Source organism: Segetibacter koreensis DSM 18137 (assembly GCF_000374045.1).
Lineage (GTDB): Bacteria > Bacteroidota > Bacteroidia > Chitinophagales > Chitinophagaceae > Segetibacter > Segetibacter koreensis.
The window spans coordinates 1-11,619 of sequence record NZ_KB893349.1 but is presented as its reverse complement, the minus strand read 5'-3'; the positions used below and the strand labels follow the sequence as shown (position 1 = coordinate 11,619).

Annotated in this window: 11 protein-coding genes; 6 read left to right on the top strand and 5 right to left on the bottom strand. The window is 36.6% G+C overall.

The features are described 5' to 3' along the window. Positions 1–550 precede the first annotated feature (550 nt). Positions 551–1,735 carry a hypothetical protein gene (locus tag B154_RS0121005; protein WP_018616338.1) on the bottom strand — a complete coding sequence of 395 codons (1,185 nt, stop codon included), beginning with the start codon at positions 1,733–1,735 and terminating at the stop codon, positions 551–553. Continuing rightward, complete coding sequence (locus B154_RS0121000) at positions 1,708–2,883, bottom strand: tyrosine-type recombinase/integrase (RefSeq protein ID WP_018616337.1); 1,176 nt, start codon at positions 2,881–2,883, stop codon at positions 1,708–1,710. The genes B154_RS0121005 and B154_RS0121000 overlap by 28 nt, the downstream gene beginning before the upstream one ends. Positions 2,884–3,779: 896 nt before the next feature. Between B154_RS0121000 and B154_RS29325 the strand changes: the two genes are divergently transcribed. Beyond that, positions 3,780–5,036, top strand: coding sequence for a site-specific integrase (locus tag B154_RS29325; RefSeq protein WP_018616335.1), 1,257 nt, complete (start codon positions 3,780–3,782; stop codon positions 5,034–5,036). A 992-nt stretch (positions 5,037–6,028) separates the two neighbouring features. On the opposite strand, the gene B154_RS32570 is transcribed toward B154_RS29325, so the two are convergent. Further along, positions 6,029–6,181 (bottom strand): hypothetical protein, encoded by a 153-nt coding sequence (locus B154_RS32570; protein WP_018616334.1) that lies wholly within the window; start codon positions 6,179–6,181, stop codon positions 6,029–6,031. Between the two features lie 1,292 nt (positions 6,182–7,473). Here B154_RS32570 and B154_RS0120975 point away from each other — a divergent pair. Then, complete coding sequence (locus B154_RS0120975; RefSeq protein ID WP_018616332.1) at positions 7,474–7,830, top strand: hypothetical protein; 357 nt, start codon at positions 7,474–7,476, stop codon at positions 7,828–7,830. Positions 7,831–7,941: 111 nt separating this feature from the next. Next, positions 7,942–8,274: a helix-turn-helix domain-containing protein gene (locus tag B154_RS0120970; RefSeq protein ID WP_018616331.1), complete on the top strand. Its 333-nt coding sequence runs from the start codon at positions 7,942–7,944 to the stop codon at positions 8,272–8,274. Between the two features lie 54 nt (positions 8,275–8,328). On the opposite strand, the gene B154_RS0120965 is transcribed toward B154_RS0120970, so the two are convergent. Continuing rightward, a complete protein-coding gene (locus tag B154_RS0120965) occupies positions 8,329–8,991 on the bottom strand; it encodes an IS6 family transposase (RefSeq protein WP_018616330.1) in 663 nt (220 codons plus the stop codon). Between the two features lie 292 nt (positions 8,992–9,283). Between B154_RS0120965 and B154_RS0120960 the strand changes: the two genes are divergently transcribed. From B154_RS0120960 to B154_RS0120955, 3 genes are read left to right on the top strand one after another with little or no spacing between them, the layout of a single operon-like run. Beyond that, a complete protein-coding gene (locus tag B154_RS0120960) occupies positions 9,284–10,066 on the top strand; it encodes a hypothetical protein (protein ID WP_157580905.1) in 783 nt (260 codons plus the stop codon). Positions 10,067–10,087: 21 nt separating this feature from the next. Further along, entirely contained in the window at positions 10,088–10,273 is a 186-nt protein-coding gene (locus tag B154_RS32845) for a hypothetical protein (protein ID WP_169337685.1), read from the top strand. 17 nt (positions 10,274–10,290) lie between these two features. Continuing rightward, a complete protein-coding gene (locus tag B154_RS0120955; RefSeq protein ID WP_018616328.1) occupies positions 10,291–10,962 on the top strand; it encodes a tail fiber domain-containing protein in 672 nt (223 codons plus the stop codon). Positions 10,963–11,349: 387 nt separating this feature from the next. On the opposite strand, the gene B154_RS0120950 is transcribed toward B154_RS0120955, so the two are convergent. Beyond that, on the bottom strand, positions 11,350–11,619 hold a 270-nt coding region (locus B154_RS0120950), incomplete at its 5' end, for a 3-keto-disaccharide hydrolase (RefSeq protein ID WP_018616327.1).

The window sequence follows — 11,619 nt, the reverse complement described above, 5'->3', positions numbered from 1 at the left end:
GGATACGTTACGTGCTGATTAATCAAACACCGTATGAATATGGAATAGTAAAATAACCAGAGCCCTGACTGCTAAACATGAGGTGTATAAAAGATACTGCGCCAAGACTGCAGCAGGGCTTACTTTAAAGGAAACAATATTAATAAACCCGACATATCAAAAAACAAAACACGCTGGCTGACTACTAAACAAAAATTTGTCATCGTACAATAATCAAAAAGCGAAGCATTTTCTTTGCCGCAAGACTGTAGCACCTGTTTTACGCCACTCCTTACACAAGGACTAAGCGTGAAAATCAATAAACATAACGGAGAATTGTAGCGCTTATTTTAGCTTTAAAACTAAAATNACCCGACTACTCATAGGATGCTCGATATGTTGATTTAAAAAACATTTATATTTGAAATAAGGAAAAAATCTTGCGAAGGGGAAAGGTTATCACAATCATTAATCTTTCCCTTTCAAAGGAAATTTTAATAAAATATCTACTACCATATTAACTTACTCAACTCCTAATAAAGGTACATAGGATACGATGTTAGCCACAGTTTTATTTGTTTCGGTCTAACATTGTTTGCCATAAGTTAAGCTTGTTCAATATGATTTCTCGTACTAAAGCCTGAACATTAAAAACATCATATGGACTGATGTATTGAGTCAATTCATTAAACTTATGTGCTGCAATGAAATTTCTCAAATAGCTTGCATTGTGAATTGCTTCAGGCATTGTCAATGTCTTATCTCTTACTGCTTCGCCATATTTTGTCCATTCAGAGTCAAAACCAAAATATGGTTTGATTTCTTGCTCAATACGAGTAGGTGTTCCTCGATATATCCAATCAAAAGTCATATCATTAGGAATATTACTTTCGTTCAATCTTTTTTGTATGTCAGCTAAAACGTCAGGATTCCACTCACCATTTTCAGGATTTGTAAATCTTGGCCTCTTTTGACTTGAGCGAACTTCGAGTCCCAATTCTTCAATAGCTGAAAACGCAGAAATTAGAGCAAAAGCAGCTTTGGTATGGTATTCTCGTTTTACGTCATAGTGGTCGAAAACTTGACCATATCTTGGGTCAGCTGAACGAGGATTGAAGGAGGTTAATCCGATACTAGTTTTATATTTCTCTATTGCATAAACTAATTGGTTGTCTTTGATTGTCTTTTCAGCAATTAAGCATCCGAAAGCAGTATCGTCAAATTTTTTTAAGTATGAGAAGAAGTTCTTGTCGCTGTATATGTAATTTTTACTGCTATCATACTCAGTTGTAAAAATAAAATTATGAATGATTGAAGCGTCAGGATACGCTAACAACATTCCTCCTTGAACTACTGATAAAAAGTCCTGACAAACAGCTTCATCAGCAGCCTCAATCAAAAGTTCGTTCATCGGTATTTCGTCTTCTCGAATTGTATGCGGGTCTCTGCCACCGTATGAAATAGAACTCGACTTTCCGTCTTTTGATTCCCAATAACAGTTTGAAGGTTCTGGAACCAACTCAAGTGTTATGTTTGGTACTTGTAGTTGCTTTATTTTGTCAGCCTCTTTTTTGCCAACTATTAAATGTGTTCGGAATTTCGTCATAAAAATTGTGGCTAAACACGAAAATATGCGGCTATTAGGATATTTTTCTAAAAAAATTTCAAATTGATTATCAACGCTTTTCCTTTCGCTTTTTTGTGTTGTTGTGCCGCAAACACGTTTTTTTATATTTCTATTCCTCCCTTCTTCCATAGGTCATCAAGGGGACTTATTATCGTTACTAATTGCTCTTTTCTTACATGCAGGTACCTTTCGGTCGTTTTTATATTAAAATGTCCCAAAATGTCTTTTATGTATATTACATCTATTCCTTTTTCTAACAAGTGAGTTGCAAAACTGTGCCGCAACGAATGAAAAGATACTTCCTTTTTTATACCAGCACTTTGCCTGGCGGTTTGAAAAATTTTTTGCGCACTTCGGGCGCAGTAAGGCATTCCTGCCTCATTACTCTCAAAAAGAAATTTAATCGGCCGTGGTTTACACTTAAGTATGTATGCACGAAGTACGTCCAGCAATATGGGGCTTAGCGTTACGTACCTGTCCTTTTTACCCTTACTGCACTTTATAAACGGCTGCATCCGGTCGCTGTCCACATCCTGCAATCTTAAATTCATTACTTCGCTCACCCGTAAGCCGGCACTATAAGCGGTAAAAAGAATGGCTTTGTGTTTTAAATTAATGATAGATCTAAACAGTCGACTTAGTTCGTTCTCACCTAATACTCTTGGTAGATGAAGCGGTTTTTTGGGCCTAGGCAGCTCTATCAACATTCTTTCTCTGCCTAAAACCTGTTCAAAATAAAATTTGATAGCATTAATTCTACTATTAGCTGTTGCTTCACTTATCTTATACTTATTGAAACAATAAAAAATGTATCTTCTTATATGGTCAACCGTCAGATTCTGTACAGGTATATCCTGTATTTCTTTAAGTAACTGGCTAAACTCGTTTCTGTAGGTTCTTATGGTAGACCTTGAGTATGCTTTTAAAATAAGTGTTTCGATAAATCTTTGCAGGGCTTGTAAATTATTGGCTGAAAATTCGACAGCATCCTGTTTAATAAGCTGCGACTGTACCATTACTGGCAGTTGCTTTTTGGCCAGCAATTTTTCACGTAGCGGTTGTACGTCTAACTCTGCAATCCCACGTATCTTTTCCTTTAATATATCTACTATTTCCTTTACCGGTGGAAAATGCCAGCTGCGGTAGGTAATGCTGAATTTTGCTCCCGGTATTTCTTTAAGTATTTTATTTAAGACGGTACAATAATCACAATATGCAATGACTCTTTCATGCCCTTTATGGTTAATGAGGTCGAGACGGAGTAAAATTTTTTCCATCTTGTAAATTAACATTTTTCAAAAAAAATTAATGAAAAATATCAATTAAAAAAAATCAAACATACTCATGCTCTTTCACGCCCGCACATGCCTCCGGCACCCTCAGTTACATCTGTCATACGTTTTTTAGATGAGTAATATTAGAAACGATCATTTTTAAATTTTAGTATGTATTATGGAAGCGGTGGAAATGACGGAAAATGGAATATATAAACGTGGGACTAACAGAGCAACCGCGGTTGAAGAAAAAAATAGTTTTGTTAGAAGGACCGCCAAAAGAACTGTAACTTATAGCAGCTCCTTTTTATGAAATTGAAACCAGACTTTAAATGCAACTGCTCAATATTGCAAATTTGCCAACCAAAACAATCGACCGAAGAAAACCACTGTTATCTCTACGAATCTACGATTTAAATTTTCCAGTAAAGTTGTTGATATTTGCAATTGAACTCTTTGAACTATTTGCGTTACCAGTTGGGTTACACAATAAATAGAAACTTTATAAGAAGTTGAAATAGAGCGATTTAGAGTTATGATAATCGTATTGTCATCCCGACAAAAGAGGGATTAATTAAATTTAAAAGCCTGTAAACACGTTGATTTACAGGCTTTTAAATTTGTAATAATATCAAATCTATTCAAATAAGTACAAATCATTCATGACTAAATCGTGAGTTTTTGAAATTTTTCTATTTTAGCTCACGATAATCGATCTAAAGAACTGAGTATCAGTTCTGTAAGACAATAAGTTTTGACATGATTTGATACGATTCGACAGCCTTCGAACTTGAATCCTACATGTAATGACTTTTGAGTTAAGTGGTTTTTGCAGTTGTGTTATTGATTTTAAAAGCTTTTAAAAGTTATTGTATGAGAACAAACAACACATTTGCATTGTGCTTCTTTGCCGCCCAACGAAGAAGGATACAACTGTTGGTGGTATCTATGTACGTATTACTGCAAATGGTAAACAAACAGAAATCTCGCTCAATGAAAAAATACCTGTCAATCAGTGGAATGTTCAAAAGCAGGAGGTTAATGGACGTACACCTCAGGTAAAAGCTCTCAACACGCATCTGGAAAATGTAAGGTTCAAGATTAAAGAAAAATACAGAGCTCTGGTCGATAAAGACCTTCCTATTACTGCAAAAGGAATCAAGGATGTTTTTTTAGGAAATCAGGTCGAACAAAAAGGTCATTCTCTAAGTGAACTGGTCGCATACCATGCAAAAATGCAAGGTGAAAAACTGAGTCCTGGAACTATGAAGAACTATGTTGCGACGGGAGAGTACATCCGAAATTTTCTAATGTCAAAGTTTGGCAAAGATGACATGTACCTTAAAGAGTTAAATCATGAGTTTATTACCGAACTGGAGTATTTTATTCGCACCAATCCACTAAAGCTTCACGATCCTTGTGAAGGCAACGGTATTATGAAACACCTGGAAAGGGTTAAAAAGATGGTTAGATGGAGCCGACAGTTAGGCTGGATACATTATGACCCGTTTCTGGACTACAAATTAAACTTTAAAAAGTATAAAAGAAAAAAGCTGGATTTAAATGAAGTAGTTAGAATCGAAGAGCAAACATTTACAAACAAAAGCATAGATTATGTAAAAAATTTGTTTTTATTCAGTTGCTATACCGGACTGGCTTATGCTGATGTAATGGCTTTAAAACCTGAGAACTTAGAGACTGATCATAATGGCAGACTCTGGTGCAAAATATATCGCCAAAAAAATGAGGAATATGCTGCCATTCCAGTCTTAAGCATTGCTGAAAGCATAGTTGAAAAGTATATCAATCATCCTAAAGCTGTGAATAGGGGAACGGTATTTCCCTATACAAGCAATCAGGAAGTAAATCGATCCCTGAAGATTATCGGGGAAGTGTGTGGGATAACTAAGTACATGAGCTTTCATCTTGCCCGTCATACTTTCGCAACAGCGATAACACTGAAAAACGGAGTGCCTATGGAAACCGTTAGCAAAATGTTGGGCCATAAAAGAATATCTACAACGCAAATCTATGCTGATGTAGATGAAGAAAAGCTAACGGCGGATATGGCAAGTATAGAAAGGAAATTCAAGAAATTTGTTCGAAGCAAAGGAACAGGTTCAGGCCATAAGCATCAAAAAGGAAAATTAGAGTAACTTTGCATTAAGAGTAACCTTGTATTAATTACCAATTCTTTTCCGTAAGTTTACTTCTTTCCCATTAGCTTTTACGTTTTAATAATAGGATGAATTATGAAGCTTTTTTTGTTGAATATTGAAGGTACTGTGTGCAAAGCAGGAAGATAATTATTACTGATTTAAAGGTTAAATACAATCGGTGACTAAGCAAACAAGAGTTTATTACAGTTCTAAAACCAGCCCATTAAATACTGAAATGAGGATCTCGAGCAAAATCTTCCCTTATAGGACGGAAGTAAGGTTGTCATTTTCTCGCTCCTCCACTACAATAAATTTTTAAGCAGAAGGTAACGCTATTAATGCTGCTTGTTGCAACAGCTAAATTCATAAAATGATGCCAGGCGAATTAATGCGTCCAATTACCTTTCAAAATTGGGCTACTCTCCTACTAAAGTTAGAAACTTTGACTCTCGTATTTATCTCCTTTACACAACCAAACAACTCGTTCTCTAGAAGTTAAAGGACGTTGAATTGTTAGTATCACTATGGTCTGGCAAGTGAGGTAACTCGATTCATTTTGTTAACACCCATTGCCATATTGCTCTCGTTGTGTTGTTATTTTAGCAACCATTGTTCATAGGGTTGATTCTTAACAATTTGATTTCGTCAACTTTTTTTATCGAAGCATGAAATAATGCAGGTTGTCAAGTATCCATTCCCGGAACTCCGGTATCTTGTTCAATACGTGTATTTTTTTTACCACCTGATTAAAATTGTTTTCCAATTGCATGTAGCACTTTTTTTAAGTTCTAGCGCATCATTTAAAAAAGCGTCAACGGAATAGGTATGATATTTAACTATTTCCGGTTTTTGAAAAGCCACTTTCCGTAACTAATTGCTCAGGTACTTTTTGATACTTTGTTTCTGAAGTTTTTCCAGCCGTTCCAACTAAGAATGATTTATTATCATAATCACAATTGTTTGTTTCATCTCATTCTCCGGATTCTTCATCAAGTAGCTATGTCGTTACCAATATTTTTCTGTTCTGTAATGACCCCTGCACGAGTTCCGAGTGAAGTGGCAAGTTTGTCAAACGTATAACGTTTGTACATCTTGCCATGTGCAGTACAAGGCACATTAATGCCATGCCGAGATTTTGCCATGTTTTTATAAATAAGAAAATAAATTGAAGAAAGGTATATCTTCAATAGCTATTGAAAGAGTGCTTATTGCCGTGAAATAATTCTTTTTAATAAATCCATTTTTCGCATCACTTTCTATTTTATGATCTGCTTTATATACAACTTATTTTCATCTTTATAAAGGAAAAAAAATTGCTTTCTAACAAGGTAAGACGGATAGGATTTACGAACAAAATGCCGCAAAATTTTAGCCATGTGAAATGCTTTTTCATGGCTACCCGCAGCCATGACTAAAGCTTTCTTTAATTCACCCCTTCCGTCCCCTCAAGGGGAGACGGTTTTTTTAGGATATTAGTCTTAGTAAAAGAATCAAAAAAGCAGGGAAGAGTATAGGGGAGGCATTAAACTCGCAGCACTTGTCACATTATCGCTTCTCTTCCAATCTCCACCCATCGTCACACAGAGTAAATTAGGCTATACGCGTCGGGTGCACTTTAAAATTTATCGGTGTCAAAACAGAAAAACTCGTAACATTTTTGCATTCTGTTGTAAGTTCTGCGGTAACACTTATTTCGTCTATCCCTAGTTTAATCTCCGTGATTACAATTAACTCCTCATCGACCAGTTTTACCTTTTTGTATAAGTTTCATCATTTTCAGACGTAGAAAAGATAGCAGTTGCCTTACTCTTAAGCCGTATTAAAAGGCTTCCAATTTCACTCGATTTTTGTGTACTTCGTCCGTTACAAATTCTGCTGTTTCAAGCCCTGCGTCCAAAGCTTTTTTTCCCGTAGAGGGTCTTGCAAAGACATCAAAATCGGATATATGGTATTGTTTATCTTCCTCAACGGGTCACGGCGGATCCCGCTAATTTATTGAATTAATTAAAGAGGAAAGATTTCAGAACCTTTTTGTGAATATGCTACACATAATAGGAACTGCATCTTTTGTAATTCTGCCAATGAGCACCATAGCTTTAAATTTTAATTGTTATTAGATAGAAAACGAGGCAAATCCTCATTCATACTATCGTAGCAACCCGCCCTAAAACAGTCTTCCTGAAAGCAAGGTTTTCATGAGAAAAATACTACCGCCTACCGATAGAAAAATAAGGAAACAGGTGGTGGAGATTTTTTTTATAAAACCTGTGGCAAGCTGCAGTTCACGAAGGCGAAGACCTTGCTTTCAGGATGACTGTTAGGATCTTTGCGAAGGATTGATGAATGAGTTGTAACCTACTATTTAAGTTGTTAAGGTGTCTGCTTACGATATCTTGGCATTGTACCTTATAGCGGAGGAAGACGGAAAAGTTAAATGTCTATTGCTTTAGGGGTGTGTCGTTCAGGAGGAATATCAAACGTAACTCTTAAAGCGATATTTACTGTAGACACTCCATTCAGTAGAAAGGAGCCTAAGGAGTTCGTTAAAGCCAAGCAGACAAATACTTTGACTGCGAAAGATATTGAATACATTAATGAGCCAGACGTCAACAGCTCAGTTAGAATCATTTACAGACTTGCTGTAAGAACACGTTCGTTTTGGGGAACGTGTTCTTTTTCCCTACCTCTAGAAACAGTTCTTCCGTTAGGCTTAAACATTTTTTTGTATACCCTTCAAATAATTGATGAAGCCCCTATCATCATATACATTTTTAAAAATTATTTGATCTGATTTACATAGCTTTAGGAGGGGTAGCGGTAGGGTTGTGAGTGTTTTCGTCTATTTATTATTAGCATATTTGTGCAGCCTAAAAATTATAGCCTTTCGATAAACAGATAAGTTATGGAAAAGTCATATAGAAAACAGGAGGATGTACCATATCCTCAAAAGATATATGCTGATCAATTAATAACTATTGATGATCTGCATCAGTTCAAAAAGCAATTATTGGAAGAACTGCTTACTGCGTTAAAACCTCAAATTTGTGCAGGGCCAAAAAAATGGATGAAATCACATGAAGTAAGAAAGCTTCTTAAAATTTCCCCCGGCACTTTGCAAACATTAAAATCTTCAGGCGTTATCCCTTACAGCAAAATTGGAGGGGTGCATTTTTACGAGTACCAGGACATACAACATCTCCTTGAAACTGGTAAAATTAGTAATAAATCGGAATAGGGCTTTGTCGCGTCTGTCAAAATAAAAGTATGTATTATCCTTTTTCGCTGATAATTATACCGCCACAGAACAAAATGTTTTGAAATAAGTACACCTAGGAAAAGTAACGTGTTCCTTTTTAATCATCCTTACTATTTCTATTCCTACTAAGGTCCTTGATGCTGATTCAAAACTCTTAAAACCAAGCATATTCTGAATTCTCCACTTTATAAATCTATGATCCCCTTCCACCCCATTATTTAAATACTTACACTGTCTTATCCTTATCTTCTTTAAGGACCTGTTATTATAGGTTCTGATAGCCTCCTTATTAGCTCCACTCTTATCAATATTAACCACTTTGGGACAGCCATTATTACTAATTGCTTTTAAAAGAAATTTATGTGCTGCCAGTTTACTTCTCCTCCTGGTTAATAGAAAATCAACTGTCTTTCCTTCCTTATCAACAGCTCTATACAAGTACATCCACTCTCCTTTCAGCTTAATGTAAGTTTCATCCATCCTCCAGCTATTACCAACTAATTTTCTTCTTTTCTTTAATACAACTTCAATCAATGGAGTAAACTTATATACCCATCTTTGTATTGTAACATGATCTACCCTTATTCCTCTAATAGACAATAACTCTTCCACATCCCGAAAACTTAAACTGAATCTTAATTTAAAATATACCGCTTGTAGAATAACTTCTTTAGGAAAACTGTGACCTTTAAACATCCAACAAATCTACTTACAACGATATACAGTTTACAACTGCGACAGAATCGAAAAGTTCAACACATACAAATTTGCCGACTAGAAAGAACAAGTGATTGATGTGCTAGAAAGGGTTTGCACAGCTAGTGTGGAAACAATGAAGGTGGTGCGGGAGTTAGGGAGAAGAAGTGCTTTTAAAATATTTTACAATAAAATCTTAAAAAGTCTTCTTTTTAAGTATTATCTTTCTATTCCTTTCCTTCTAGAAAAATCATCCCCGTTACTTTCAACCGCTCCTTCTAAATTTTTCATCATGCCAAAGATCTGCCTCACCATTGCAGTTTTGTTTATACTTCTTGCAAAAAGTAACGCGCAAAACAACTCTCCATATTGGAGCCTTGCAGGAAACACTAACACAAGCTCTTCTGCAAAGTTAGGTACCACCAATGCTATTCCCCTTCGTATTCTCACAAAAAATTCAGAACGCATCCGCGTTGATACATCAGGAAGAGTAGGTATTGGTACCACCGCCCCCAATGCGACTTTGCATGTTAACAGTGCAATAGGGGTAAATCCATTCATCGTTCAGGTAACTGGTTCAACTAAATTACTTGTTCATAAAGGTGGAGGTGTTTCAGTAGGCAGTTCTTCAACTCCACCTTCTAACGGCTTATATGTCTCAGGAAATGTAGGCATAGGCACAAATACGCCCACCAAAAAACTACAGGTTGCAGGAAGCTCTCTTTTCACGTCTACTCTTACTATATCCGAAGGCGGACTAAGCGTTAATAATACGACGGGAATCCTCGGAAATTCTGCTATTACTGCAAATGGTTCTTTGTATGGTATTACAAGCCAAGGTGGTTCGTATGGGGTTTATGGCCTAAGCACCAACGGAACAGGAATTTACGGCAATAGTACCAACGCTACGGGAGTATCAGGAGTGGGCGCTGCCAACGGGGTATCCGGAACCAGTACTAATGGCAAGGGAGTTTATGGCAGCAGTACCAACGGTGCAGGGGTTTATGGAACCGGGGCTATCTTTGGGGTACTTGGCGTTAATACAAGTAATACATCTTCAAATAATGCCGGGTAGCGGGGCAAAGTCAATTAATCAGTGGGACAGGCGTTTCCGGATATGCTGACGGAGCTGGAGGAACTGGTGTATATGGGTATTCAGCTCAACAGTATGGCATCGCTGCTTCTACCGACGTCCCATCAGGTTATGCTGGTTATTTTAATGGAAGTGTATATACCACAGCTATGTACCAGGGCTCCGATAGTAAGCTCAAACAGAATATAATCGATTTAAACAGCGCAATGGATATCATTAATAAACTGCAACCAAAATCCTACACCTTCCGACACGATGGTAATTATAAACTAATGAACCTTCCTGCCGGACAACATTACGGGCTTATAGCACAGGATGTAGAAAAAGTGTTGCCAGAATTAGTAAAAGCTACCACTTTTGAAACACGTATGGCGGGGAGGTCTTTAAAAAACGATTCAAGTGCAAAAACAATAAAACCAACTGCATCGGGAACCTCGGAAAACATAGACTTTAAAGCATTGAATTATACAGAACTCTTACCTATTGTTATTAAAGGCATGCAGGAACAACAAGCCGAGATACAGGAACTAAACAGAAAAAATACAGACTTACAAAATGAGGTGAATGAATTAAGATCGTTGCTGTTAAAAGCAGGAACATCAATTACCTCGGGAGGACGGGGAAGTTATTTAAAACAAAACATACCCAACCCTGCAAAAAATAATACTGTTATCGGTTATTATGTTGAAGATAACGCGGGCCGGGCACTAATAAAAATAACAGATACTAAAGGCGCGGACATAAAAGTTTATAATGCTTCTAAAGGCCAGGGTCAGCTAACCATAGCACAAGGCGAACTAGCTGCAGGAATTTATAACTATACAATGTATATAGATCATAAAAAGGTTGATACCAAACGAATGATAATTATAGAGTAGTAAAAAAAAACTGATTACAAAGAAGTTGATGAACCGCACTAACTTGACCAATACAAAGAAAAGAAATCCTCTGTTCCCAGAATATACGAAAAGTTCAACACGTACAAGCTCGCCGATTATAGAGAACGAGTGATTGACTTGCTAAAAAGAGTCTGTACAGCAAGTGTGGAGACTATGACAATTATTAATAAGATGCCAAGTAAATAAAAATACGGTGTCGCTCACACATGCTCAATAGAACATCGATTAGCAAACTTTTGGCGATTCCGGTTTCCTTCCCGTTTGAATGTGGTTCACAAAAGGGGACAATTGCTAAACAGAAAACATATGGGCAGCGCTATTAAATTAGATGCGCCTTACTGCTTATTTGGTGTATTCAAATTATTTTCATTTTTTAGAATAATCCCTTATACGGATATTTCTAAAACGAAGAGGCGATCCGTGTCCTAGGAAACCTATATGTCCAGAATTGCGCATTAGACCAGGATGCTCACGATGATCAGCAGTACCATTTTTTCTCGCTTCCGATATGTCACCATCCAGGATAACAGTGCCATTTAAAATTACTTTTATTTTAGGTCCTTGAGCGATAATTTCTTCTGAGTTCCATTCACCTACTGGTTTTAAATAGCCTCGTTTAGCTGGTATAACTCCATA

What these genes read in the sequence shown, in the direction of transcription:
- B154_RS0121005 (WP_018616338.1), bottom strand. Translation starts at nt 1,735, where the DNA reads ATGGAAGAAGGGAGGAATAGAAATATAAAAAAACGTGTTTGCGGCACA.
- B154_RS0121000 (WP_018616337.1), bottom strand. Translation starts at nt 2,883, where the DNA reads ATGGAAAAAATTTTACTCCGTCTCGACCTCATTAACCATAAAGGGCAT.
- B154_RS32570 (WP_018616334.1), bottom strand. Translation starts at nt 6,181, where the DNA reads ATGGCAAAATCTCGGCATGGCATTAATGTGCCTTGTACTGCACATGGC.
- B154_RS0120975 (WP_018616332.1), top strand. Translation starts at nt 7,474, where the DNA reads ATGTCTATTGCTTTAGGGGTGTGTCGTTCAGGAGGAATATCAAACGTA.
- B154_RS0120970 (WP_018616331.1), top strand. Translation starts at nt 7,942, where the DNA reads ATGGAAAAGTCATATAGAAAACAGGAGGATGTACCATATCCTCAAAAG.
- B154_RS0120965 (WP_018616330.1), bottom strand. Translation starts at nt 8,991, where the DNA reads ATGTTTAAAGGTCACAGTTTTCCTAAAGAAGTTATTCTACAAGCGGTA.
- B154_RS0120960 (WP_157580905.1), top strand. Translation starts at nt 9,284, where the DNA reads ATGCCAAAGATCTGCCTCACCATTGCAGTTTTGTTTATACTTCTTGCA.
- B154_RS0120955 (WP_018616328.1), top strand. Translation starts at nt 10,291, where the DNA reads ATGGATATCATTAATAAACTGCAACCAAAATCCTACACCTTCCGACAC.